The organism is Occallatibacter sp. (assembly GCF_035317045.1).
Lineage (GTDB): Bacteria > Acidobacteriota > Terriglobia > Terriglobales > Acidobacteriaceae > Telmatobacter.
Map to the genome: position 1 here is coordinate 269784 of NZ_DATHHT010000018.1, position 25584 is coordinate 295367.

General features: G+C 58.1%; 23 protein-coding genes. 12 read left to right on the forward strand and 11 right to left on the reverse strand.

All coding sequences use genetic code 11. The features are described 5' to 3' along the window. Positions 1-66 precede the first annotated feature (66 nt). A complete protein-coding gene (gene dnaE, locus VK574_RS08385) occupies positions 67-3573 on the reverse strand; it encodes a DNA polymerase III subunit alpha (protein WP_472799385.1) in 3507 nt (1168 codons plus the stop codon). 773 nt (positions 3574-4346) lie between these two features. After that, complete coding sequence (locus VK574_RS08390) at positions 4347-5069, reverse strand: hypothetical protein (protein WP_472799386.1); 723 nt, start codon at positions 5067-5069, stop codon at positions 4347-4349. Between the two features lie 143 nt (positions 5070-5212). On the opposite strand from VK574_RS08390, the gene VK574_RS08395 reads away from it, so the two are divergent. The 4 genes from VK574_RS08395 to VK574_RS08410 all read left to right on the forward strand — a co-directional run bounded on the left by VK574_RS08395 (position 5213) and on the right by VK574_RS08410 (position 7637). Beyond that, on the forward strand, positions 5213-5482 hold the full coding sequence (locus tag VK574_RS08395; RefSeq protein ID WP_472799387.1) for a hypothetical protein: 270 nt from the start codon (positions 5213-5215) through the stop codon (positions 5480-5482). A 278-nt stretch (positions 5483-5760) separates the two neighbouring features. Further along, on the forward strand, positions 5761-6390 hold the full coding sequence (locus VK574_RS08400) for a hypothetical protein (RefSeq protein WP_472799388.1): 630 nt from the start codon (positions 5761-5763) through the stop codon (positions 6388-6390). A 188-nt stretch (positions 6391-6578) separates the two neighbouring features. After that, positions 6579-7097, forward strand: a complete 519-nt coding sequence (locus VK574_RS08405; protein WP_472799389.1) for a hypothetical protein — start codon at positions 6579-6581, stop codon at positions 7095-7097. A 132-nt stretch (positions 7098-7229) separates the two neighbouring features. Continuing rightward, positions 7230-7637 (forward strand): VOC family protein, encoded by a 408-nt coding sequence (locus VK574_RS08410; protein WP_472799390.1) that lies wholly within the window; start codon positions 7230-7232, stop codon positions 7635-7637. Positions 7638-7669: 32 nt separating this feature from the next. Here VK574_RS08410 and VK574_RS08415 read toward each other — a convergent pair whose 3' ends face one another. Continuing rightward, positions 7670-7957 (reverse strand): hypothetical protein, encoded by a 288-nt coding sequence (locus VK574_RS08415; RefSeq protein WP_472799391.1) that lies wholly within the window; start codon positions 7955-7957, stop codon positions 7670-7672. 358 nt (positions 7958-8315) lie between these two features. Next, the gene (locus tag VK574_RS08420; protein WP_472799392.1) at positions 8316-9866 is read right to left on the reverse strand and encodes a DUF5597 domain-containing protein; all 1551 of its coding nucleotides are present in this window, start codon (positions 9864-9866) and stop codon (positions 8316-8318) included. Between the two features lie 215 nt (positions 9867-10081). Between VK574_RS08420 and murA the strand changes: the two genes are divergently transcribed. Continuing rightward, positions 10082-11359, forward strand: coding sequence for a UDP-N-acetylglucosamine 1-carboxyvinyltransferase (murA, locus tag VK574_RS08425; RefSeq protein ID WP_472799393.1), 1278 nt, complete (start codon positions 10082-10084; stop codon positions 11357-11359). A gap of 237 nt (positions 11360-11596) precedes the next feature. Here the strand turns inward: murA and VK574_RS08430 are convergent, their stop codons facing one another. After that, a complete protein-coding gene (locus VK574_RS08430; protein WP_472799394.1) occupies positions 11597-11731 on the reverse strand; it encodes a hypothetical protein in 135 nt (44 codons plus the stop codon). 126 nt (positions 11732-11857) lie between these two features. Here VK574_RS08430 and VK574_RS08435 point away from each other — a divergent pair, with 126 nt between their 5' ends. Then, positions 11858-12154, forward strand: a complete 297-nt coding sequence (locus tag VK574_RS08435) for a hypothetical protein (RefSeq protein ID WP_472799395.1) — start codon at positions 11858-11860, stop codon at positions 12152-12154. A 46-nt stretch (positions 12155-12200) separates the two neighbouring features. Here VK574_RS08435 and VK574_RS08440 read toward each other — a convergent pair whose 3' ends face one another. Next, on the reverse strand, positions 12201-12611 hold the full coding sequence (locus VK574_RS08440) for a hypothetical protein (protein WP_472799396.1): 411 nt from the start codon (positions 12609-12611) through the stop codon (positions 12201-12203). Positions 12612-12823: 212 nt separating this feature from the next. Here VK574_RS08440 and VK574_RS08445 point away from each other — a divergent pair, with 212 nt between their 5' ends. After that, positions 12824-14176, forward strand: a complete 1353-nt coding sequence (locus VK574_RS08445; RefSeq protein ID WP_472799397.1) for a diguanylate cyclase domain-containing protein — start codon at positions 12824-12826, stop codon at positions 14174-14176. An 84-nt stretch (positions 14177-14260) separates the two neighbouring features. Here VK574_RS08445 and pnp read toward each other — a convergent pair whose 3' ends face one another. Beyond that, a complete protein-coding gene (gene pnp, locus VK574_RS08450; RefSeq protein WP_472799398.1) occupies positions 14261-16738 on the reverse strand; it encodes a polyribonucleotide nucleotidyltransferase in 2478 nt (825 codons plus the stop codon). A gap of 294 nt (positions 16739-17032) precedes the next feature. Continuing rightward, positions 17033-17299, reverse strand: coding sequence for a 30S ribosomal protein S15 (gene rpsO / locus VK574_RS08455; protein ID WP_472799399.1), 267 nt, complete (start codon positions 17297-17299; stop codon positions 17033-17035). A gap of 171 nt (positions 17300-17470) precedes the next feature. Between rpsO and VK574_RS08460 the strand changes: the two genes are divergently transcribed. The 3 genes from VK574_RS08460 (at position 17471) to VK574_RS08470 (ending at position 20001) form a co-directional block, all read left to right on the forward strand. Further along, positions 17471-18007: a hypothetical protein gene (locus VK574_RS08460; protein ID WP_472799400.1), complete on the forward strand. Its 537-nt coding sequence runs from the start codon at positions 17471-17473 to the stop codon at positions 18005-18007. A gap of 424 nt (positions 18008-18431) precedes the next feature. Further along, positions 18432-19031, forward strand: coding sequence for an outer membrane beta-barrel protein (locus VK574_RS08465; protein WP_472799401.1), 600 nt, complete (start codon positions 18432-18434; stop codon positions 19029-19031). 190 nt (positions 19032-19221) lie between these two features. Then, positions 19222-20001: a DUF4184 family protein gene (locus VK574_RS08470; protein ID WP_472799402.1), complete on the forward strand. Its 780-nt coding sequence runs from the start codon at positions 19222-19224 to the stop codon at positions 19999-20001. A gap of 105 nt (positions 20002-20106) precedes the next feature. Here VK574_RS08470 and VK574_RS08475 read toward each other — a convergent pair whose 3' ends face one another. Further along, positions 20107-20727 carry a TetR/AcrR family transcriptional regulator gene (locus tag VK574_RS08475; RefSeq protein ID WP_472799403.1) on the reverse strand — a complete coding sequence of 207 codons (621 nt, stop codon included), beginning with the start codon at positions 20725-20727 and terminating at the stop codon, positions 20107-20109. An 83-nt stretch (positions 20728-20810) separates the two neighbouring features. On the opposite strand from VK574_RS08475, the gene VK574_RS08480 reads away from it, so the two are divergent. Together VK574_RS08480 and VK574_RS08485 are read left to right on the forward strand one after the other, a co-directional pair. Then, positions 20811-21524 (forward strand): DUF2306 domain-containing protein, encoded by a 714-nt coding sequence (locus tag VK574_RS08480; protein ID WP_472799404.1) that lies wholly within the window; start codon positions 20811-20813, stop codon positions 21522-21524. Further along, positions 21521-22237 (forward strand): hypothetical protein, encoded by a 717-nt coding sequence (locus VK574_RS08485; protein WP_472799405.1) that lies wholly within the window; start codon positions 21521-21523, stop codon positions 22235-22237. Before VK574_RS08480 ends, VK574_RS08485 begins: the two co-directional genes overlap by 4 nt. Positions 22238-22453: 216 nt before the next feature. On the opposite strand, the gene VK574_RS08490 is transcribed toward VK574_RS08485, so the two are convergent. Together VK574_RS08490 and VK574_RS08495 are read right to left on the reverse strand one after the other, a co-directional pair. Further along, positions 22454-23476 (reverse strand): VWA domain-containing protein, encoded by a 1023-nt coding sequence (locus tag VK574_RS08490; protein ID WP_472799406.1) that lies wholly within the window; start codon positions 23474-23476, stop codon positions 22454-22456. Between the two features lie 494 nt (positions 23477-23970). Next, entirely contained in the window at positions 23971-25323 is a 1353-nt protein-coding gene (locus VK574_RS08495) for a hypothetical protein (RefSeq protein WP_472799407.1), read from the reverse strand. Positions 25324-25584: the final 261 nt, after the last annotated feature.

Below are 25584 nucleotides of genomic sequence, written 5' to 3' on the forward strand. Positions count from 1 at the left end.
CAAATCCTTTCTTGCGAACCAAAGCAGGCCAGATTCGGGGAAGCCCCCATCGGGTTGTGCGGCCACTCAACCCAGTGGCTGAACGGTTCCCTTTCCCGTCAATTCCTCCATCCGCTCCACCCAGCATCGATCCGCGGCAACGCTCATCTGCTCCGGCTCAAGTATCACTTGAAATTCCCCTTTTTTCTCCAGGAAAATCATGACCTTACCGGGTCCCGGTGCTGCGTCTGCAGCGCTCTTCACGCTTGCCATAAGCTCGTCCGTCGCGCGATCAAGGCTGATGCGGATCCGTACTCCCGTGGGCAACTTCACTTGGACAGCATCAAGGGACTGAATGTTACTCACTGAAATCTTCGGAGCCGAATCCTCATCGCCCATCAGCGTTCCGCGAACCAGAACCGGCGCCTCAATCCTCCACTGCTCCGAAAGCCGCTCATAATCGCGCGAAAACGAGATCAGCTCAATCTTCCCTGTCGCGTCTTCGAGCGACCCTGTGGCATAGAGTTTGCCATCACGCTTGCCCTTCTGCACCCTGATGCCCTGAATGATACCCGCCACCTGGATCTCGTCCGCAGGGTCCGCATCCTTGCCCCACCGCCGCTCGGCAGGTTTGCGCTCCAGCGCGTCCGCGGTCGAAATCACGCCGCTGAGATTCTTGATTTTGTCGGCATACTTATCCAGCGGATGTCCCGAGACAAAGAAGCCCAGCACCTCCTTCTCGTTCGCCAGGCGCTCGCCCTCTTCCCAGTCCGGCACGTTGGGCAAATCGTCGCCGCGTCTTCCGTGCGCCGGTTCCTCGTTGAACAATCCGAACAGCCCGGCCTGCCCTTGCTCGGCGTCCCTCTGTGCTTTCTGGGCGCGCTCCATGGCTTTGTCGATCGCCGCAAACAGCGGAGCACGCTTCCCCAGCGAGTCGAGGGCGCCCGCCTTGATCAGCGACTCGATGACCCGTTTGTTCATCACCCGCAGGTCAACCTTCTCGCAGAATTCCCAGAAAGTCTTGAAGAGCCCACCCGCCTCCGCACGCGCCGACGTGATCGATTCAATCGCATTGCCGCCGACATTCTTCACCGCCGCGAGTCCAAACCGGATCGCCGCCTCCCCATGTGGCGTAAACTGCGCGCCGCTCACTTGCACATCCGGCGGCTCGACACTGATGTTCATTTCCCTGCATTCGCCGATGTACTTCACCACGTTTTCCGGCTTCGAGGTTTCGCTCGTCAGCAGCGCTGCCATAAACTCCACCGGATAATGTGTCTTCAAATACGCCGTCTGGTACGCCACCAGCGCATACGCTGCGGAGTGCGATTTGTTGAATCCGTACTCTGAGAACTTCGCCATCTGCTCAAACAACTCTTCGAGCACATTTTTCGGGTGTCCCAGCTTCGCCGCGCCGTTCATAAAGCGATCGCGCATCTCCGCCATCGCCTTTTGATCTTTTTTTCCCATTGCGCGCCGCAGCAGGTCCGCCTCGCCCAGGCTGAAGCTCGCCAGCACCTGCGCAATCCGCATCACCTGCTCCTGATACACGATCACGCCGAGCGAGTCCTTCAGAATCCCCTCAAGCTCCGGCAGCAGGAACTCAACCTTGCGCCGACCCCATTTGCGCTCGATGAAGTCGTCGATCATGTTCATCGGTCCAGGCCGGTACAACGCATTCAACGCCGTCAGTTCCTCCACCGTGTCCGGCTTGTACCGCCGCAAAATGTCCCGCATCCCGCTTGATTCAAATTGAAAAATCCCCGAAGTCAGCGCTGTATGAAACACGCGCTTCATGGTCTCAGGATCGTCCCCCGGAACCATCTCGATGTCGATCTGCTCTCCGCGATTTAGTTCGATCAGCTTCAGGCAATCGGTAATCACCGTCAGCGTCGCGAGGCCCAGAAAGTCCATCTTCAACAGGCCCATCTTTTCGACGGACTTCATGTCGTAGGCCGTCACGATTTCATCGTTCTTCGTGCGATTCAGCGGCACCAGTTCCGTTAGCGGACGCGGCGCAATCACCACCGCCGAAGCATGAACGCCCGCCCCGCGCACCAGTCCCTCCAGCTTCTTCGCCGTATCGATCAGCTCGCGAACCTGCTTGTCCGAGTCATACGCCTTGCGCAAATCGGGCGACTCTTCCAGCGCCCTTTCCAGCGTCATCCCCACGGTCGGCGGCACCAGTTTCGCAATCCGATCCACGTCCCCGTACGGCATATCCATCGCGCGCCCGCAGTCCTTGATCGAAGCCTTCGCAGCCATGGTGTTGAACGTGATGATCTGCGCGACCTGCTCGCGCCCATACTTTCGCGTAACGTAATCGATCACTTCGCCGCGCCGGTTCTGGCAGAAGTCCACGTCGATATCCGGCATCGTCACGCGCTCGGGGTTCAGGAACCGCTCGAACAGCAACACGTTCTGCATCGGATCGATGTTTGTAATCTCCATCGCATACGCCACCAGCGATCCCGTTGCCGATCCGCGTCCCGGTCCGACAGGGATGCCGTTGTCCCGCGCATACTTGATGAAGTCCCACACGATCAGGAAGTACCCCGAGTACTTCATCTGCTTGATAATGCCGATCTCGAAATTCAGCCGCGCCTCGTACTCATGCGTCGGCGACCGGCGCACCCCGCGCAGCTCCAGTTGCCGCACCGCCGTCTCGAGCCGCTTCTTCAAACCCTCGCGGCACACCTCTTCAAAATAGCTGTCGATGGTGTGCCCCATCGGGACCGCAAACTCCGGAAACGGATTGTCCACGGCATGCAGTTTGAAGTTGCACCGCTCCGCAATCTCCATCGTCGTCGTAGTCACGCCCGGCGAGTCGGGAAAGATGCGCCCCATCTCGTCGGCGCTCTTCACAAAAAACTGGTCGGAGTCGAACCGGAACCGTTCGGCATCGTGAATCTTCGAGCCCGTCTGCACGCAGAGCATCACGTCGTGCGCGTGCGAGTCTTCGCCGCACAGGTAGTGCGAGTCGTTCGTGAGGACGAGCGGGATGTCGAGTTCCTTCTCCAGCCTGAACAGATCGGCCTGAATCTTCTTCTCCTGCTCCAGTCCCTGGTCCTGAATCTCGAGATAGAAGTTGCCGCGCCCAAAGATGTCCTGGTACTGCACGGCCGCGCTCTTGGCCTTCTCGTAGTGTCCTGCCGAGAGCTCTTCGCAAAGCTCGCCGCTCAGGCAGCCTGAAAACCCGATCAACCCCTTCGCATTGTCCGCAAGAAACTTCTTGCTCACCCTCGGCTTGCGATAGAACCCATGCAGGCTAGCCTCGCTCGTGAGCCGGATCAGGTTGCGATACCCTTCCTCGTTCTCCGCCAGCACCAGCAGATGGTTGTTGGTGTCATTCGGGGTATCGGCGCGATGGTCCTCCGCCTTGCACACGTAGAGTTCGCATCCAAGAATCGGCTTGATCCCCTTCGCCTTGGCCGCATTGAAAAAGTGAACTGCTCCGTAAATGTTCCCGTGGTCTGTCATCGCGACAGACTTCTGCCCCAGCGCGGCTACGCGATCAATCAGTTTGTGAATGTCGCAGGCGCCGTCAAGGAGCGAGTATTCCGTATGAAGATGTAAGTGAGTAAATTCAGCCATGGTCTATCACTATTTTACCGAGGCAGCACCTTGACGATGTGCGGTTGAAAACGCGGTCGAAATCCCTATTGCGATTAACGATCAAACGAAGGATCTGCTTTCAGTTTTTGGCGAGCAGTGGAGCCGGCCGGCGGGTGGCCCACCCATCACCATCTGGGTGCCCCATCCTTGCGTAGCAAGGGTGGGAAAGTAAATCCCCCAGCCTCCGCTGAGAAATCCGCCATGCGCGGGAACTTCGCTATCACGCGGCGGGTGGCCCACCCATCACCAAATCTGGGTGCCCCATCCTTGCGTAGCAAGGGTGGGAAAGTAAAATCCCCAGCCTCCGCTGCGAATGCCGCCAAGCGCGCGAACTCCGCTATCACACGCCCCGTGTCAACCCCTCGCAGCCAACATTCCCGCTAACCCCCTCATTCCACTCACCAAATTCTTCAGGTCATTTTGCAGGTAATTTCCCCCTCCCGGCGCACAATGGAAGTAGAGTGAAAGCCCGAATGCAAACGATAGCCGCTCAGTGTCCACTGTTCACTGCCCACTGTCCACTGCCTCTAGCTAAGCCCAATCCGCAGAAACCTCTACAGCTAACCCCAGTGCACAGATATCTTTGGCGCCACCCCTCTCTGCAATTCGATGAAAGCAGCATGCTTACCTCGAGAGACGGGATAATAGGGGGTGCCCAGGAGTCATATCGATGTTCAAGGAGTGTCCCCACATCCTGACCGATGGCAACAACTGCAAGGCCGCCGTCCGAGGACACGCGTTAGCTCCGCAGCCTACTTGAAAACGTTCTTCTCCGGCACCCCAAAATGCGGCGCCAGCGGAACGCAGTCATCGATCGACTTCAGAACGATATTGTTCTCATCCCCCACATTCATCCCGGAAATAATGTAGGGTCGATACTTCTCCTTCGGTGTGTGGTTATCCACATATCCCTTGATCCAACGCGGACAGCCCATGAACCCCGCACCTTTCTCATCCGTCCACCACACCACATGAATGCGGAACGCCCGCCCGCTCTCCACAACGCCTGAGATCACGGAGTAGGAAGTATCCGTGCTGTTCGTGATCGATTTGAACTCATCAATCTTGAACACCAGCCAATTCCCCTTCTTGCTGGGGTCGAAAAGCTTGCACGCCTCGGCATCGCAGGTCCGCTCCAGGCGGTACACATCTATCGTGACCGGCTGCTGCGAGACGTTCTTGTACTCCACGATGATTTTTCCGTTCGTCGGCGTGTACTTTCCCTGCGCCCCGCGCGCCGATGCGAACGGCAGAGGATTGGTATCACTCATCAAGGTCAAGCGAATGCAGTCCATGGTGCAGGGATTCGCCTGCACGGCCGTCCACCCGATCTCTACGGGCTTCGCGCTCTCAACCCGAGCTGTGTAAGCCTCACCCGGCTTCAACGCCACACCCGACCGGATCGGGATATGCTTCACCGCGCCATACACAGTGCCGGTGCAGAGGATCGTCAAACATAAAACTGAGCGCAACATGGCAGCAATTATATCTTCGGGTCTCTGCGGGATGCGGGCCCTCGTCGATCCTCACGCTACTTCAGATTGCGGTCAATTCAGACCATCAATCTCTCCGCAGACCCGCTAGGCTGTGAGAGATTGTCAGGAAAAGGCGGCTCCCCATGTTCGAAGTAGGCCAGCAAGTCACGGTTATTACAGATAAGGGAATTGGCTACAACTGCTATGTCCTCGCCCGCGCAAGCGGCGATAACGGAATGAAGGCTTACAAGGTTTCAAGTGATGAGGGCGGCATGGGACACATGGGCCAATGGCACAAGGCGGCAGACATCTTCGTCATCGATCCCGATACCACGGCGCCGATGGCGATGCCCGACTCCCTCGAAGGCATTGTCAACAACACTTCCGTCTCCCAGGCGAATAGCGGGCCTTGATTGAGGCTGAATTTCGCACAGCGCGTCGTCGAGGCCCAAAAGCCCTCAGTTTCTCTGCCGGTTTACCCTCCAATCAGTCCCATGCAATCAAAGGCGTACATCCTTAAGTCCAAAGGCTCAGGAACTTTGGATTGCGGTGAGGCGATCCAGGATAAGCACCTGGCCCCGAATGCGCGTAGCATTGGGAGCACCATCCGTTCCCAGACGGTCCCTCTTGCTGCCAGTAAAGTGAGCCTCCAACAACGAGAGCATTCAGAAACTGTACAGAGGAAACACGCATGACACGCTTTCGCATCGTCGCTTCCGTCTCCATCCTGTCTCTCACTCTCGGGGCATGCGCTTTCTCTTACGCCCAGGACAACCAGGACAAGAACAAAGACAAACGGCAGAATCAGGACAAACATGCCGGTCCAGCCAACCAGCCGAAGGGGCAGACCGATCAGCATGGACCTCAGAGCTCGCGCCCGCAGAATCAGGTCGATAACGGCCGGCGTGTTGGGCAACAGAAGCAGATGGAGCGCTCACCGGAACAAGCGCACGACCAGCAAAGAACGCAGGAACGTGCCTGGCAGGAGCGGCGCGCGAATCATTGGGAATACGAGCGCCGCAGCTGGCAGCAACGAGGCGGTTATAGCGGCTATCGGGTTCCTGAGGATTACTTCCACGATCATTACGGCGACGGACACGCTTTCCGGATCTACGGCCTTCCTTTCCAGTACGAAGCTGGAAATCCGCGTTTCCAGTATGACGGCTACTGGTTCACCCTGCTCGATCCATTCCCAGAGAGTTGGGGCGGAAGATGGTATGAGACCGACGACGTCTACGTGGCCTACAAGGGGGACGGCTATTACCTGTTCAACCGCCGCTATCCCGGCCCTCTAGGAATTGCACTTAGCGTTTCCCTCTGAAATTGCCGACTTAGCTAAGTGGCGCATCCGACAGCCATTCCTCACGTTTCTCAGGTTTCCGCCACAAATGGTGCGGAAGAGGAAGCTCTTCTGTCACGTTACCTCAGAGTGTCAGCCCCTCCAGACGCGCCGCCATTCGACTGGCCCGCCCCATACACTCTGGGAAACACTTGGATAGAGGTCCTGACATGAGCAAGCCCCGCTGGATGGGTTTCGGGATGGCGTTTCTTGTGATCGCGACAAGCGTGCAGTCGGTCTGCGCGCAGAAACTGGATGCGACCGTGCTGTACCGCCAAGCCAGCGACTCGAACTACTTCGCCGTGATCCCTGGATATACCATCACTCCCAATGAAGGCGGCACCGACTGCTCCCTTGAACCGCTCTCCGAGGCGTGCGCTGCGCCCAGCCACGCCAATGCTGCGCTCGCCGCGCCGGGACAGGTTTCCTTCAATCTCGTGGGCACCACGCTTTCGCTGCTGCTGCCCGACGGAAGAGTCGCGCTAGTCAACTGCGTCAACAAATACTCATCCAAGGGCAATTACATCAGCCGCCGCATCTGCGAAATGCCACTGGTTGAGCACGTAGAGACCGAGCTGAATGGCAAGAACGCGAAGCTCAAGTGGCCCGTGGGCACCGACGGCAAAACCGCAGCGGAAACCTACCGCATCGTCGCCATTTTCGATAAGCAGCTCATCGCCTCGCGCTGAGCCCTGCTAAATGCACATCTCCCACAGGTAAAGTTGCGCGGCCGCTTGCTTGGCGAGGTCGGTCCGCGCCTCCTCGTTGTCTCCTCCGCTAAAAAAGAGAAGCGAGGTTTTATTTCCTGCTAAATTGTGGACATGCTGACCAATCGCTCCGTCCCGCCATGTACCGTGATTCCCGTGCTCATATATCCTGATCCCTCAGTCGCGGCAGAGTGGCTGGGCAAGGCGTTCGGGTTTACCGTGCGTCTGCGCATTGCCAACCATCGTATTCAGATGCGTGCTGGCGAAGGCTGCTTCACTATCGCCGAAGGCACTATTGCGCCCAATCGTTCGCACATCATTCAGGTCCGTGTAGAAGACGCGCGTGCACACTGCGAGCGCGCCCGTCAGGCCGGAGCCGTCATCCTCAGTGAGCCTGCTGACCACATGTACGGCGAGCGTCAATACAACGCGCGAGACTTCCACGGCCACCACTGGGACTTCACGCAGACACTCGCCGACATCGAGCCCGAAAGCTGGGGCGGTACCTGGGTTGCGCTTTGAACAAGCGGTTCGAGCCCATCGCTCCCTGAACGCTATCTCCTCCGTGCTCTAGGCTCCAACGCTTCCCCCGTCACAATTCCAGTAAGATTCCGTGCTGCCATTGCGCTGTTGAACGCCTTCGCGTCGTCAGCAAGAAACAGGTTGAATTTGCGGATCGCGGTTTCGAACTCCGCATCTACTTGGCGTTGGTCGTCCATCACGGCTGCCGTCGGGGCCATATCGTCGCCTTCCAATAGACCATCCAGCGCGAACAACTTCTCGTGGATCTGGTCGGGCATGCGCAACGTCGATTCCCTGGCGCCCGCATTGCTTGTCAGCACGCTCTGCGCCCGCCTTCATCTTCTTTGCAAAGGCGTCGATCTCCGCCTTCACTTTCTCCTCATCCGGCATGCTCTTGGTGGCTTCGCCTCACCACCATCGGCAACTGGGTGCGGCCTTCGTTGTTCGCCTTCTGCGGACCAGCCGCGCCGGCGAACGGCACAGCGGTCGACTGGGCAAACGCGGTCAAAGTTGGAAAACAAAGAACCAGGCACAGTGCGGCACGCGCTCAGGGGAGTGGGCAAAAGTCTTTCAAATGTAAGGGATTCATGCTCGACCTCTTAAGCCTCGCAGTTTACCACGCTGCATTCGTCGCTAAGTGTCCCTTTCAAAGCCGCAAATCAATATTCGCGCTCATCATCAGAACGTCGTCAGCCGCACCCGCAGCAGCACATTCTCGTCCGCCTTCAGGTTCAATCCATAATCCGTCTGATCTCCATTCCAGATCCGCACCGTCTTCCAGGTCCCCGCCGCGTCATAACTGCCTTCTTCCACCTTGAGCCAAAGCCGTTTCTTCCCGGGCGCAAATGTCGGCACGAAATCCACACGCACGTGATGGCCCGCGACAAGATATTCATCCTGCCCCAGTTCCACAACCACCGCACCTCCATCTGGAGGCGTGTTCCCTTTCGGCTGCATCCAGTTTCCAAACGATGGCATGCCGTATTTCACCACCACGTCCCACCGTCCAAATGGGATCTCGTTCGTATGAAGTTCAGGACTTTCACTCACTCCCAAAACCTTCCCTTCGAGGTTCGCCTTCGCAATCCGCCGCGCAATCGGCGCCAGCAACGCATACTGCTCCGCAACCGGCTTCAGCGCGTTCGCCTCCATCGCCTCCGGCCCTTCCGCCAGGTTGCTGTAGCGCGACAGGTCCAGGCCGAATGGAGCCCATCCCATCGCGCCATGCCCGATCGCAGCGTACACATAGTGCGCGTAAATCGCCGCGTTCCCCGTCTCCGGAATCATCAGCGGATTCCCTGGTCGTCCGTAAAGATCCATCACCTTCAGGTACTTCGCATAGTCCGGAATATAGATATCCGGTGCCACCACATCAATCGACGGCGAGGCAATCTTCCACAAGCTAATGTTGTTGTCCGTCGGCGCACCCGATTCGTAGCTCGGCGCCCTTCCTGGATGAAACGGATCGCGCAGCGCTGCATTTACATACAACGGCAGGCGGTATTCCGCCCTTCCCGCCGCCGCGACTTGCTCAATGTATACCGCCGTGTACCATGCCTCGAAGGTCTCATCCGCATCCTCTCCAAAGACCTCCTTCCACGTTCCCGCCTGCTTACCGAGCCCCTTCACCAGCTTTTCAGGAACCGGCCCCGCGAACGCCTTCTGCGCCGCATCGCCGTAATCGCGCACGCCGCCCCACACTCCCCCTTCGTTTTCCACCTGCATCAGCAAGACCGTCCGCTGCACATCGGCGTCCTTTAAATGCCGCATCAGCGCGCGAAATGCAGTCTTGTCCGCTTCGAGAAATGCCTCTGAAAACGGCGATGGCGAATCCACTGTCTCGCCCTTTTCATTTCTCAGAAACGGATACTTCTCCTGGTTCAGCTTGATCCAGTCCGGTGTGTAATGCGAGCTGCCGTTCTTCCACGTGCCAAACCACAGCAGCAACAAGCGCTTATGATGTTCCCGCGCCTGCTTCAAAATCAGATCCACGGCGCTGAAATCAAACTTGCCCTGCGTCGGCTCCATCTGTTCCCAATAGATCGGCAGCTCCACTGTGTTTGCGTGCAACGTCTCCGCCGCAGGCCACACCTTGTCGAGATAGGCCGGCCACGCGCTTGAATTATTCGCCTGGACGCCCAGCATCAAGTACGGCTCACCATCCACCATGAGCGCGTAACGGCCATCCTTCTGCGCGATCGTTGGAATCGGCCTTGCGCGTGCTGCCATTGGACGAGGCTCTTGCGCCCAAATCAACAAACCTGCAAACGTTTCCAAAAGCAGCACAACAAGAGCTGATTTTCTCGCATTCATCCACGCGCTCGTACCTGTCATCTCCGTGCCCTCAAAAGTTCAGCGTTAAATCAACGCCAAGTATATCCCTCGCCAACTGCATCTTCACGCCACAGAATTACACTGGAAAAGCACGGAGCCACCACACCTTCATGGACAAGTTCGTCATTCGCGGCGGAAATCCGCTGGTTGGAACAGTTCGCATCTCGGGCGCAAAGAACTCCGCACTTCCCTGCATGGCAGCCGCCATCCTCACCGAAGACGAAGTCACGCTCGAAAACATTCCCCAGGTCCGCGACATCGAGACCGAGCGCAAACTCCTCGTCGCCATGGGCGCTGAAGTCGAGCTAGGCACAGGAACCGCCGACCACAGCACCCGCATTAGCTTCCGCACCCTCTCCAGCCCTGAGGCAAAATACGAAATCGTCAAAACCATGCGCGCAAGTTCCCTCGTCCTGGGCCCGCTCGTCGCCCGCGCTGGAATGGCCCGCGTGGCCATGCCCGGCGGTTGCGCCATCGGCGGCCGCCCCATCGATCTCCACATCAAGGGCCTCGAAAAAATGGGAGCTGAGATTTTCCAGGAACACGGCTACCTCGAAGCCCGCGCCGGCAAGCTAAAAGGCGCTCACATTGTCTTCGACAAAATCACCGTCACCGGCACTGAAGATCTACTCATGGCCGCCGTCCTCGCCGAAGGCGAAACCCTGATGGAAAACTGCGCGCGCGAGCCTGAAGTTTGCGATCTCTCCGACTTGCTCATTGCCATGGGCGCAAAGATCGAAGGCGCTGGAACCTCCACCATCCGCGTGCAGGGCGTCACCAGCCTCAACGGCGCGCACTACCGCATCAACCCCGACCGCATCGAAGCCGGCACATTCCTCATCGCCGGCGCAATCACTGGGGGTGACCTCACCATCGCCGATTGCAACCCCAACCACCTCGGCGCCGTCATCGCCAAGCTTCAAGAGGCCGGCGCGACCGTCGACATCCTCAACGCCACCTCCGTCCGCGTCCGCAGCGATGGCAAGCTTCGCGCCGCCGACATCTCCACTGAAGAGTATCCTGGCTTTCCCACTGACATGCAGGCGCAGTACATGGCGCTGACAACGCAGGCCGAGGGCGTTAGTCAGATATCGGAAAATATCTTTGAGAACCGGTTCATGCACGTGCAAGAACTCGTGCGCATGGGCGCAAACATCAAGGTCGACGGCCGCACTGCCACGGTTCGCGGTCCCGCCCCTCTATCCGCCGCGGCCGTCATGTGCTCGGACCTGCGCGCATCCGCCTCGCTGGTTCTCGCAGCCCTTGTCGCCGATGGCGAATCCATCCTTGACCGTGTCTACCACATGGACCGCGGCTATGAACGCATCGAGCAGAAACTCGAAAGCGCTGGCGCCCAGATCCGCCGCATGGGAAACGTCTTCGGCTGAGTCCGGCATTGACAAACCAATACGGTTGCTGCCTCGCCCACATGGGATTCGTATACGGGTTTGGTCACAAATACGCGATTGCCCGGGCGAGCTGCCACTTTGGGAACCTTCGGGAACTATTGTCACGAAATCACCGTACGGTACACCATGAGATCTGTCTGTGCCGTCGCAGGCGCGGCTTTGTTTGCCTGCAATCTTGCCGGGCTCGCAGAGACAAAAGTCTCCTGCGATCAGACCCTAACCGCCCCACTCCGCTCGAGCGCCGTCCTCATAATTGACTCGCGGCCCGCAGGTCTCGAAATCGTTGGAACCGACCATGGGACGATCCACGTGACGTGCAGCGGTGGTGACAGCGAGGACGCGGCCCGCCATATCCTCCTTCAATTCTCTCCAACCCCAGACGGCGGCAGACTGACAATTGAGGGCAGACATCTGAGACACGGGGATAACCTTCAGGTCAGAGTCGAGGTGCCGTGGAAAACGAATCTGAGCGTGCGAATGCCTGCAGGAGAAGTGAAAGTCGAGGAGATCAAGGGCGACAAGGATATCGATCTCTACGCCGGCCAGATTACGATTTCATCTGCCCACGAATGGAACTACCGAAGCGTGAATGCATCTGTGACGATCGGCCAAGTTAGTGCACGAGTTTATGGCGCTGACAAGGGCGGCTTCTTCCGCAGCTTCACGAAGAAAACAACGGACGGCGAATATCGATTGCACGCCCACGTCATGACCGGCGAAATTGACCTGGTGGGCAGAAAAGCACGCGCTGAGGGGGCGCGACAGCCGAACTGACTTCACAATTCCCGCCATCCTGTCTGTTGGGCCGCTTGAGAACTACTCACCGCCAGCTCACCGCCAGGTGCCACCGCAATTTGTACTGTGCCGTCTTCTCCAGCACCCGCTCGTACTCCCGCAGTTCACCCAGGATCGGCAGGGTCTCCGATCCGAATGCCACCGGCGTATCCGCAAGAAAGCGAATCAGCGCGCGTACGCTCACCAGTCCATCGGCCGGGTCAAACCATTGTGGTTCCGGCAGGTTGCAAGCCCATTCCGGGTCGCCCGCGCCCTGGTCCAGCAGAAGGCACATCGAGTTCTCGTCTGCGGAGAAGAACTGCAGCAGCGGCGCAACGCTGAGCGACTCCGCCAGACGCTCCAGCGCATCTTCGTTACGCGCCAGTGCGTGGCCGTTGACGAAGATGTCGAAGCCGGGGTCTACTCCTTCCACAACAATGTACAAACTCGCAGCCATCGCTTTTGAGCATAGTGGAGAGAAACTGTAGCAAACACTCAATTTCCCCTCAGGTAATCCAAAGGATCACTGGTTCGGGTGGGAGCGCAAGATTACGCAAGTTTCATAGGTATTGCTGCCGCAATACAACAAAAGCGTCATCTCGCTCATTCTCAATATAAGACCGCATCTAAAATTGATGCAGAACGGATTGTGGAACCGAGGGACCCTGGGTGGATTGGACTAAACTCCCCGACCTTGCAGCGGTGGCTGCGCTCACGTGCGCATTTGCGTCCGTGGCGCGGCGTGGCCAAACCACGACCTCGCGGCATTGGCTCACCGGCTGGGTCCTCATTGCTGTCCACTTCGCCGCCTTCATCTTCTCTTCAGCGCCCGGCGCCTGGGGCAAGATCGCAACTGACATCGGCTTGATCTCGCTCATTTCTGCCGGCGTGCTCTTCATGTGGGCATCCGTTCCCTACCGCACTGAGCGCTCGAGCGTATGGATGTTGATCTCAGTGCTCGCCACCAACGCGATCTACATTGTGCTGCTGGGCTTCGATCACCCATGGCCATCGGCGCTCAACACTGCGGCAATCCTCTTTGGAGCAGCACCCCTGACCCTCGCCCTCACTGCACGGCGCGACTTTACCCACCTTTTGCGCTGGTTGCTCGTCGGCATCTATTGCGTGCTCGCCGTTTTCCTGCTCGCTTTCCAAAACCGGCCTGGCAATGGACTCTATATCGCATCCAATGCCGTCCTGTTTACGGTCTATTTCGGTTGCTGCGTGCATGTCTGGTATAGCTATCGCGAACGCGTGAGCGCAGGCTCGTTGATCACGATTGTCGGATTTCTTGGTTGGGCGATGGTGTTTGTCCTTGCGCCGATTGCCGGATTTCTTGTACCCAATGCTCAAATTGAGAGCGAGGTTTGGAACCTGCCTAAGTACGTCGTCGCCGTTGGCATGATTCTGCTCCTCCTCGAGGACCAGATTGAGCACAACAAGTACCTGGCCCTCCACGACGAACTCACCGGCCTCCCCAATCGTCGTCTCTTTCTTGACCGCCTCGCGCTCTCGCTTGAACGCGCACGCCGCATGGAATCCAAAGCCGCTCTGCTGGTCATCGACTTGAACCACTTCAAGCGGGTCAACGATACGCTCGGCCACCATGCCGGAGACCTGCTGCTCAAAAAAGTCAGCTCGATCTTCCAGAGCCGCGTCCGCCGCTCCGATACCGTGGCCCGCACCGGAGGCGACGAATTCTCTCTCATCCTTGAAGAGCCCACCAACCGCTCCAACGCCAAGTGGGTCGCAAAGTCTCTGATGGAAATGCTCGATGAGCCCCTGCAGGTCGGCGAACACACACTCAAGGTCGGTGCCAGCATCGGCGTCGCCGTCTTTCCCGACGATGCAGCCGACATTGAAGGCCTGTGCATCGCTGCCGATCTCCGCATGTACGACGACAAAAATGAATCGCGAGAGACCGACGCCGAGCGCCTCCCCGTCAAGTCAGAGCCTCTGCCAGAGTTTCGCAGCAAAGAAAACGAAGGCTTCAAGATGATCGCGCACGTACCGAAAATCTAGGCGCTACGCATAACGCAAAAAGAATGCCCGAGCTTTTGGCTCGGGCACTCTGTCTTGCGTGTGCCTCATTTTGGTTCGACTGGGTTACCGGCTACCGCCGCCGCCACCCTGTCCGCCGCGTCCGCCGCGCCGCCGCCGACGACGATTCCTGTTGGCTGGGCCTCCCGCAGCGCCACCACCAGCGGGCCTGGGTCCTGCTCCTCCACCGACAACTTGTCCTGCCGGAACAGGGGTTCCATCCGCGCGATTGAAGTTGGGCTCGTTCTCTTCATCGATTTCTTCGCCCTCTTCGTCGTCATCGTCGAAGTCTTCCCCGCCCTCAATCAGAATCGTGCTCTGATTTGAGCGGGGCTGACGTTCGTCGAATTCGTGACGCGGTCGCGCAGGCGGTGGAATTGCTGCTTCGGTTTCAGTACCGCCCTCGATGGGCTCTGGAGCCTCAGCTACTGGCGCAGACTGCGCCAGCTTCGCCTTCTGCTCGCGGATGAGCGCCTTGCGGCTCAGCTTGATGCGATTGCCCTCGATAGCGAGGACCTTCACCATCACCTGATCACCTTCGCGCAACTCATCCTTGACTTCCTTCACGCGATGCTCTGCGATCTCCGAGATGTGCAGCAGTCCATCGGTGCCGGGGAACAATTCGACAAATGCGCCGAATTCCGCCAGACGAACCACCTTACCCAAGTAGACCTTGCCGATCTCGGGAACCGCTGTGATGTTGCCAATGATTTCGAGTGCGCGCTTCAGGCCGTCCGCGTCGCTTGAGGCCACGCTCACCTTGCCCGTATCGTCCACATCGATCTTGGCTCCTGTCTGCTCGATGATGCCGCGGATTGTCGCGCCACCCTTGCCTATCAGATCGCGAATCTTGTCCGTCGGAATCATGACGGTCTCGATCCGCGGAGCATAAGCCGAGCGCTCCGTGCGCGGTCCATCCAGAACTGCATCCATCTTGTCCAGCAGGAAGAGCCTGCCGCGTTTCGCCTGCTCCATGGCCTGCTGCAGGATCTCGCGCGTCAGTCCGCCGATCTTGATGTCCATTTGCAGCGCGGTAATTCCCTTACGCGTTCCGGCAACTTTAAAGTCCATATCGCCGTAGTGATCTTCCGCTCCGGCAATGTCGGTAAGGATGGCATAGTTATCGCCTTCCTTCACCAGGCCCATCGCCACACCGGCCACTGCACCCTTCAGTGCGATGCCGGAGTCATAGAGAGCAAGACTCGCGCCGCAAACCGAGGCCATCGACGAAGATCCATTGGACTCCAGAATGTCCGAGACGATGCGAATGCTGTAGGGCGACTCATCTGCGGTCGGCAGAACCGCAGTGATGGCGCGCTCGGCCAACGCTCCGTGTCCGATTTCGCGACGGCCTGTTCCGGTCATACGTCCCGTCTCACCAACAGAGAACGGCGGGAAGTTGTAGTGAAGCATGAAGTTCTTTTTCTTCTCGCCTTCATAGCTCTCCAGGCGCTGTCCGTCATCGGCGGTTCCCAGGGTTGCCGTCACCAGGGCCTGTGTCTCGCCGCGGGTAAACAGTGCTGAACCATGGGTGCGGGGAAGAACGCTGGTCTCGATCGTGATCTCGCGAATCTCGTCGAAAGCGCGGCGGTCGGGACGAATCCGTTCCTTGGTCACCTGCTCGCGGAAAGTCCGCTCGCGGAGTAGCTCGTAATACGTGGCCAGTTTTTTCTTTGCGGTTGCATCGTCGGCGGGAAGCTCGGCAGCCAACTCGTCCTTGAGCTTCTTTACCAGTGCGTAGCTGTCGGTCTTGGCGTACTTCTTGGTGTCGAGAGCATCCTTGAGGCGATCGCCGATCTTGGTCTTCAGCTCATCGTAATAGCCTTCGTCCGTGCTAGGCGCGACGAATGCACGCTTCGGCTTGCCGGCCTTGGAAACCAACTCATCGATCGCAGCGACAATCTTCTTGATCTCGGTATGAGCGAATTCGATGGCCGCGAGAATGACTTCTTCCGTCTCCTCCTTCGCGCCCGACTCGATCATCACGATGCCGTCCTTGTGACCGACAACCATGATGTTCACCGTCGTTTCCGCGCGCTCTGAATAGGTGGGATTGATGACGAATTCCCCATTCACGCGACCCACGCGAACGGCGCCGACCGTGGCGCTGAACGGAATGTCACTGAGAGCCAATGCGCAAGCTGCTGCATTAATCCCGACAACATCGGGATCGTTTTCCTTGTCCGCCGAGAAGACCAGGGCAATTACCTGTGTCTCGTTGCGGAAGCCATCAGGAAACAGTGGACGGATCGGTCGGTCAATCTGCCGGCAGGTAAGAACTTCCTTTTCGCTGGGCCGGCCTTCGCGCTTGATGAATCCGCCGGGGATGCGTCCGCCGGCGTAGGTGTATTCGCGGTAATCCACCGTGAGGGGGAAAAAGTCGATGCCTTCTCTTGGGTCAGGAGACGCGACCGCGGTGGCCAGAACCACGGTTTCGCCCGTGGTGACCAGTGCAGCACCAGATGCCTGCTTCGCCATGCGCCCGGTCTCAAAGACCAGCCGCTTGCCGCCTGCAAGCTCGACTGTCACTTCTTGTTTAGACATGGAGTCCTCGTTTCATTTTTTTCGCTTGGGAAACTTGTGGGTAGGAAGATCCGGAAATCCGGTGGGTGTACCGATGCGCGGAAGTCGCAGGACGCGACTGAACCAAACCAATTTGCATCGATACAAAATGCGCGGGCCGCGCGAAGCTTCCAAATCGCCAATCGGCGACAGCTCTGCGCGAGCCCTGGCGGCATCTTTGATTCGCCAGGTACACCATGGCCCCAGGTTCTAGGTAATGCGGGGCCGTGACCAAAATCCGGTCTGGGCGCTTCCGGGTCAACGTTTGCTTTCTGATTACTTGCGGATACCGAGCTTGCCGATTACGTCGCGATAGCGATCGGAATCATGCGTCTTCAGGTAGTCCAGCAGGCGGCGGCGCTTGCTGACCAGCATCAAAAGTCCACGCCGCGAAGCGTGATCCTTCTTGTGAGTCTTGAAGTGCTCGGTCAGTTCACCAATCCGCTCACTCAGAATCGCGATCTGGACTTCGGGGGAACCGGTGTCCTTCTCGTGGGTGCGGAAGCGTTCAATCAGGGTAGTTTTCTTGGCAGTCGCCAGCACGGCGGTATTACTCCTCTTGCGTTCTCAGTCCACTCTCAAGTGTCTAGATAGAGATTACCATGAATGACTTGCGCGAGTAACCCCGTGCCCTTCATACCCCGCCGAAACTAGACCTCTGCGTTCCATGCAATACCTGAACTACAGTGATATCGAGCTGTGGAGTCCCAACAAGTGCAACGAAAGACAACCCTCTACGTCGATATCGACGACACCATCATCGCGGAGGTCTTGCCCGGTTCCGGCTTCGATCTCCGCCCATGCGTCATTACCCACCTGACAATTTTGGGGCGAATGTACGACTGCTGCTGGCTCACTTCCTGGCCATACATCGACACGTCCTTGTCCGCCACAGGAGTCTCCGTCGCGACTCTGATGCGCGGACTCTACGGCGCCAGCATCAACGAGTCCTTCCGCTACGCCGATTGGGATCATGACCACCCCGACGGCAAAGCCGGCTTCGTTCTTCGCGAAGGTGCGCCCGAAGATTGGCACTGGCTCGAAGACCCGATCCCGAAAGGCGAAGAAGCCGCCCTCGCAACAGCCGGCCAACTCGATCGTTACATCGCCGTTGAACCGACAGGCGCATGGGGATTTCTCGACGCCGTCAACGAACTGTTCCGGCGCACCGGAAAAACCGCCGCCGATATCCGTCATGCCGGCGCCCGCCCCGAATGGTTCGACCGCACTACTCTTGCCTCGAATGGATGATTTGGATTTTCTCTTTCCTGCCGCCGAATGTTGGTTGGGAACCAATGTGAACCCTTGGGGCATCGCGACGCGCCGCATTTTGACCTAACCCAATCGCAGTATTTTTGCGCAGGCACACGCTAATTCAATCACCTGCTCGTCATACTATTGAGAAATCGACGCAAAGCCCGCGTGGACGGCTTGGCACCCGTCGCACTCTAACGGTTTTGCGAGTTGCTCCTAAGGCTTTGAAGTACATCGGGGCCGCGATGTATGAGCGTTCGTGACAAGGCGAGAATTCCGTTGCACAATTGGCCTTCTGCATTCGGTCCTTTTCCGGTAGACCCGGTTGTTGTTCTCGCAACCTTGGATTCGTTCGCACGTCCAGGCACAATCGACTCAGGTATGTTCTGGTCCAGATTGGCCTCGAAAAGGAGATGAAAGTATGCGTATAAAGCTGGCGATCGCCGCGACCATCCTTCTCGTTTCGATTCCGAGCCTTGCTCAGATTGAACCTCAGGCAACTGCGGGCAGAAAGTTCCCTGTCCACTGGAGTGCCGGCGGAGGAATGGACTATTTCTCAGGTGACTGGAGGTCTGGGGATATCAACAGGTGGGGTCCCGCCGCCTGGGCTACCGCAACCGTTTGGCATTGCCTCGGGGTCACAGCGGAAGGCCACTCCATGATCATAGGCGGAAACCAGAATGCTTCCAATTACAAGCTCTTCGTCGGCGAAGGCGGTCTGATTTGCACCATGAGTTACTGGGGCAGGCTTCAGCCCATTTTCAAAGGCGAGCTCGGCTCCGCCAGTTTGTCTCAACCAGGTAACGGTACCGGCCATTCCCATTCCACGTACAGCACTTGGTCTGTCGGAGGCGGCGCGGAGTACCACATGCGGGGCCATTGGTGGACTCGAGTGGACTATACCTACGAGGCCATCCCGAGCTTTCACAGTAGCATCACCAACCAGAACCACACCCTGAATCCGCGCGGCATATCCTTCGGCGTAACTTACCGTTTTGGTGCATCGGGAACCCGTTTCTGACCCTGCTTGGGCTGAAACGAATCCCGCCGACCTGCCCTCACCTTGGTGCTTTAGCGGTGACTGCCAAGCCGGCAGTCACTCGCTTGGCAACAATTCAATCCATCCAGATGCGTAACAACTTTCAAGGATCCTGAGATTTGGGGCAGGGGTTTCACCAATATCACCCGCAGAACCGTTCATAATTCTCATAATGCCTTTTACTATCTCTCATGCTGCCGCAGCTATGCCGTTTCGGCGAACGCGTCTCATCATGTCGGCCCTGATCATCGGCTGCTTTGCCCCCGATTTCGAGTACTTCGTTCCCTTTGCACACCACAGCACCTTCGGCCACACTCTGCTGGGCGTCTTTGCTCTTGATCTGCCTCTCAGCCTGGTCGTGCTCTGGCTCTTTCACCGCTATGCCAAGGAACCCCTCGCTGCTTGCCTACCCGCAGGCGCCCGCGCACGACTCCGGCTCGGGCCCCGGACCCTGTCCATCAACTCTTTTTCCCGCCTTGCCTTGATCGTGTTCTCCATTCTCGTCGGCGTTGCCAGCCACATCCTCTGGGACTCCTTTACCCACACCGGATATTGGTTCAGCGATCACGTGCCCCTCCTCAACCGTTACGTTTCGCTTCCGCTCTTTGGTCCTCGTCCATGGTTGGGAATCCTCCAATACTTCAGTTCCGCCCTGGGCATCGTCATTCTTTTGATTTGGGTTATTCACTGGTATCGCGATGCTATTCCCGTCTCTTCCAAAAACAACCGCAACGTCCTGAAGGGCGACAGAATCGCTCTCGCCTGTTCTTTTTTGATTGCGCTTTTCGTTGCTCTGGTCCGCGCCGCTGCATCAGGACTCCCCAACGGAGTGCACGGAGCCCAGCGCTTCATGACCATCACGGCGATTACAGGAATCGCTGTGCTCTGTTTCGAGATCGTGATCTACGGTATTGTGCGCGATCACACACGCAACACTGTCAATCCCGCGTGAAACATCGTGGCCCGATTTGTTGGGGAGCATAGTGTGCGTGCCCCATCCATGCGGCGCCTCTTGCCGCTTGAGTACCGCAGATCGAATGCAACCTCGTGCTCTCGATCAATCCTTCAGAAGCGCTCGTCTAATCAGCCCCGGCAACTGCTTCTGCGCCGCCTCCACATTCCCAAACGACTCCGCCAGCGCATCGAAAAATTCGAATGACGTCAACGCCGTCAGGCACGCAATCTTCTCCGGTCTCTGCCCCGGTGCGCGATCCCCAAGCCCCTCAATCACCCGCGTCGCCGCCATCTGCCTGCGCTGATTCCTCGCCTCAATCGCCTTCCCAAACTCTGGATCGATCGCAGCGATCCCGTGGATCCGCTTCAACAGCAGCCGGTTCCTCGACCAAAATGTCGCGAACACTTCGATAAATCCGTCCAGCATATCCCCCGCATCCGGCGCCGTCATCACGTCCCGCATCCGCTCCATCCCGCCGTCGCGGGCGATCACATCGAACAACGTCTCCAGCACGCCCGTCCGTGTGCCGAAAAGATTGTGAATGGTCTGCCGCGTCACCCCGCTCGCCTTCGCCAGCGACTCCATAGAAAACTCCCGCATCCCCCCCGCCTCGAGTTGCTGTCTGGCCGCCGACAGTACAGCCGCCTTCGTGCGCCCCATCTGCTCCAGGCGCTTGCCCAATTCATAAGGGCGCTTGCATGAAGGATTTCCGTCATTTCCCATCGAAACTCATCTTACCCATCGTCAATTACATTTGACAATATGTAAATCTAATATTAGGCTTTGATCTTGTCAGTTGGAGGTCGGTGATTCCCCACCAGTCCCAACCCGTCCCAGTCCTCGAGTCCAACTCAAAAGCCCCTCTCTGGCTCCGCACCGGCTTCTGGATCGCCATCGCCATTTCCGTCGCCGTCGTACTGCGCCGCGTCCTCGCTCTCGCTACCCCGCCGCGCAAGCTCCCGCCCCAGCTGGCCTCACTTGATAACACTTTCGCTGCCCACACCGCCCTCACTCTAGCCCATATCGTTCCCGCACTGCTCTTCGTCCTGCTTGTCCCGGTGGTGGTCTTTCGTCCCGATCGCCAGCCCGCCTGGGCTCAAGGCATCTTCTATCCCCTCGGCGCCATCGTCGCCCTCACCGCCTACGCCATGAGTCTCTACTCCATCGGCGGCTGGACCGAACGCTCCGCCATCCTCCTCTTCGACACACTCTTTCTCGTCTCGCTCGCCCGCGCTTATGCATACAGATCGCATGCCGACAATCTGCGCGAGCGCCGCTGGCAGCTCCGCGCGATTGCTATTCTCCTCGGCATCGCCACCACGCGTCCGGTAATGGGCGTCTTCTTCGCCACCGCGCGTCTCACCCATCTCGTACCACAACAGTTCTTCGGCATCGCCTTCTGGATTGGCTTCTCCATCAACGTCCTCGTCTTCGAACTCTGGATTCGTTCCGTCGATCGCCAACGCGCACGCACATCCAGTTCGCCAATCCCCAACTCTCCCATGAGGAGCGTCCTATGACATCACCAACTCCGCACATCGCCGCAACCGCCAGCCTCAAGCATCACGGACCGCCGCTCTGGCTTCTCGCCATTCTCTACACGGTTCTTTTCAACGCAGGCCTCTTCCCCGTCACCATGTTTGGAGGCATGCCCTACTGGCCCGGCCCGTGGGAAACTCCTGCTGTCATCGCTGCTTTCTTCCAGACGCAAACCACGCGTGTGCTCTCCTGCATCTTCCTGCAAACCGGAGCCACGATCTGCCTCGGCCTTTTCACCGCGGTCATCGTCAGCCGCCTGCAATTCCTCGGCATACGCGCCGCCGGGGTAACCATCGCCCTCTTCGGCGGATTCCTCTGCGTCTTCGATAGCATGGCCGCGTCCTTCACAACCTGGACACTGATCCGCCCCGCAGTTGCCGCAAATCCGCAGATCCTCGTCGCCCTCAACTACCTCGCATACGCCTTCGGCGGGCCGGGCTTCTCCATCCCCATGGGTCTCCTCATGGCGGGAGTCTCCATCTCAGCAGGCCTGACAAAACTCATCCCGAAATGGATCATGATCCTCGGTCTCTTCCTGGCAGCCTGCGGCGAACTCAGCGTCTTCCACCTCATCAGTCCGCAACTCCTCTTCCTGATTCCGCTAACAAGATTCCCTGGCTTCATCTGGATCATCGCCGTAGCTTTCGCCCTGCCCCGCCACCGCAAAGAACAGCCCCTTGCCGCCGCCGCGTAGAGCAGACCGCACCGCGCCTGAGATGTGTTTCCTGGTCTGCCCAGGTCGGCACTGCAGATCCGTCGTCGGCACTGTCATTCCGAGCGACCAACGGGAGTCGAGGAACCTGCAGTTGCTTTTTTGCAGCCTCAGAACCATCGAGATGATTTGATCGTGGGTGCCCCATTTCATGCGGCGTCTCTTGCCACATGAGCGGGGACCTCGCACTACCTCAACTCACTGCCCCGGCTCCCGCCAATAATTCGCCCGGGCAATAATCCGCGCCCCATAGTCCTCTACCGTCCGCACGCGAATCGTATGCAGCCCCGGCATCGGGTCGGAAGGGCTGAACGTAATCAGATATCGATTGCGCACATCCTTCGCCGCCTCCATCACCCGCGCTTCAAACCGCCGGTCCCCGGTAAACGTTGTGTACTCGCCCCCGCTCATAATCGCAATCTGCTTCGCCACATTCTTCTTGAACGCCTGCACCGCCATCACCAGCGTCGACACCATGTTCAGCATCCGATCTTCGCCATTGTCTTTGATATCGTGCGCCAACTCCGCCTTCGATGGCGAATAAGAAATGCTCAGAACCAGCACATCCGATCGCCCGATCTTGCTCACCAGTTGGGCCGGCTTCGTGTGCTTGCTTCCATGGTCGCGCTCTTCGCTGATCAGCAGCAGTACACGCCGATACTCCTTCGGCTGATCCTCCAGCAGGTCGACTCCGTAGCTGATCGTGTCCAAAATCGCCGCTCCGCCATCCCCCGGCTCCAGCGCCTGCAGCCTTGCCGCTAGTTCCTCTTCCGAGTGCGTGTAGTCCTGTATCAGTCGCGGCTTCGATCCAAATCCAACGAGCGCGGCCTGGCTGCGCGGGTCCGACAAAAACGTATCCAGCAGTGGCCCCAACTTCCCCAACTTCTGAAACTCCAACCACCCGGCCCTTCCCTCTTCCATCGCAACCACAAGGGCCACTGGAGCCGTATCCAGTTCCTCCTGCACATGAATCTTCTGCGGAACGCCGTTGTCTTCCACAACAAAGTCCGACTGCTTTAGCCCGTAGACGATGCCGCCTCCATGTGGCTTCTCCACAAGCGTCGGCACCAGCACCTCATTCGTCGTCACCCGAATCGTAGGTGGCTCCGAACGGGCACCCGGCATCGGCTTCGCCGGCTCAATCGGCGGCAACTGCTGTGCCTGCCCCAGCGCCGCGCAAAACAAACCAGCCGCAAACCCAAGCCTCTTCAAATGATTCAATCCGAAATTTATCCTCTGCATGAATGTCCAGATTACCGGGTACCGCATCTGTGGGATTCCACAAACCCTCATCAACCGCACTGGCAACGCGCCCCGCGTCAAGGCCTCCGTCGCGCCTCCCGCTCCAGGTCCCCGGTCCAGAACAAAAAACTCAACAGCTCCCACTTCTGATCCCACATGAATCCGAACACATCGCGCGCCCTCAAACTCTCCGCCGGCTTGCCCGAATATGTCTCCACCCGCCATCGCAGAAACTCGCTCCGCCAGGGCGCCAGCCGATGCCCGCGCGTCGCATTCCAAAGAAACCGTATCGCTCCAAACAAATTCTGAATCCCCCCTCCGAGTGTAAATCTCCTCCCGCCTTCTCCCCGCTGGTCCTTTGCTCATGTCGGCCTTGCGCAGAGCACAGCGAAGCCCAATGACTTCAAATTGCCCGATAGGTTCAGATGACGGGCCGACGCCAGCGGCGGATTGTCACCCGCATTTCCGGCCATCTATTCCAGAGAAGCAATTTCAAGAACGGCTCTGGCTTCGCGCAGATTGGCAGTCTCGAAGCCTTCGGTGAAGGAGGAGTAAATCTCCGCAAGTCGCGTGTGGTTTGGATCCCCAAGCAGCAGGTCAACACGGTGCATGCTCAATGCGGCTCTCAATTCCCACGATTTCGCTCCCTGCTGCTGCGCGATTGCGAGGGCGTCAGCAAAACATGCTCGAGCCCGAGAAAGGGCCGTTGATCGAGATGAGTCATTCGCAGAATGGTTTAGTTCGCTACTTTTCATGAGGAGTTCGCCTTTGGTGCGATGCAACTCGGGAAGCCCAAACCCTTCCCCCGTCCGCTGAGCGAGGTCTAACGCCTTTGAGATCGCTAGCACTCCTTCTTCTACGCGTCCCCATTTTCCTAGTTGATCAGCCAGTAGTCCCAGAAAATACGGAGTGCGGAGTCTTGCGCCCGTCGCTTCGTAATCCGCCAGACCCCGCTCCATCTTCTCTATTCCGTCTTGCGGGTTTCCCAGTTCGGCCTCGGCCCAGCCGAACTCGATCAAACAGTATGACACCCAAACCGTCAGGCCGTACTCGTCTGCAAGTTCCATTGCCTCTTTGGCGCGCTCATAGGCGAGAGAGGGTTCGACTCGCAAATGATGGATCTGAGCCGCGATATGTCCGGCTACAACTAGCGTCTGGGCATGACCAAGTTTTCGCGCCACTGCCAAACCTGCAGCCATCCTTTCAGCAGATCGATCGGCGTAGCCAAGATCCAAAAGTGCCAGGGCAGCAAAACACTCAAACATCACTTTGCTATCGAGGCCAGCAAAGACACGGTTGCGCTCATCGTCATGTGTAGCACATAGTGCTAGGCCCTTTTTAAGGTGCTCAAGTGCTTCTGTACATCGCCCTAATAGGACAAGCGTCGCTCCTGTGGAGCGATGTGCTTCCTTCATCAGCTCTTCATCCTTGAGTTTCTCAGCCAGTTGCATCAGCTGATATGAAATCTCCAGCGAGGATTGCATTTCTCCAGAGAACTGCTGGTAAAAATACAGCGACCACAACATGTAAAACAACTCTTGCGAAGGACCGTGGCGCCAGAAGAGCTCGCGTCCACGCGCATTGACTTCTTCCACTTCAGCCGAAGCGAATCCCTTGACCGCCATCATCGAGGCAATCAAGATCACGCGCAATTTCATTTCATGCTTTGAACACTCAGCAGCTTGGGCATGTGATTTGAGGGCCTCAAGGCCCCGGTTTGCAAGGTCGATGGCTTCGTGGTGGGCGGATCGTGCTGCGGCGTTTTCTGCGGCTTGCAAAAGATGTTCGAGAGCGCGCGGCCAATCGCGGCTTTGTTCGTAGTGCATGGCAAGCTCGGCCGCAATCTCACTCTTCCGGTCCCCGAATATCTGCTCACCGCGTTCGGCGATCCGCTGATGGATCTGCGAGCGCAACCTTGGCGCAATCAGCCGGTAAGGAACATCCCTATAAAGAACGTGGATGAAACGTTGCCGCGGAGTGACGGTTCCGTCCGGCAGTTCGACCAACCATGCCGGCGATAGAAACTGATGCCTTCGAGCCAATTCTTCGCAGTGCTTCTCCACCCATTCCGTCGGCTTGTCAAGTCC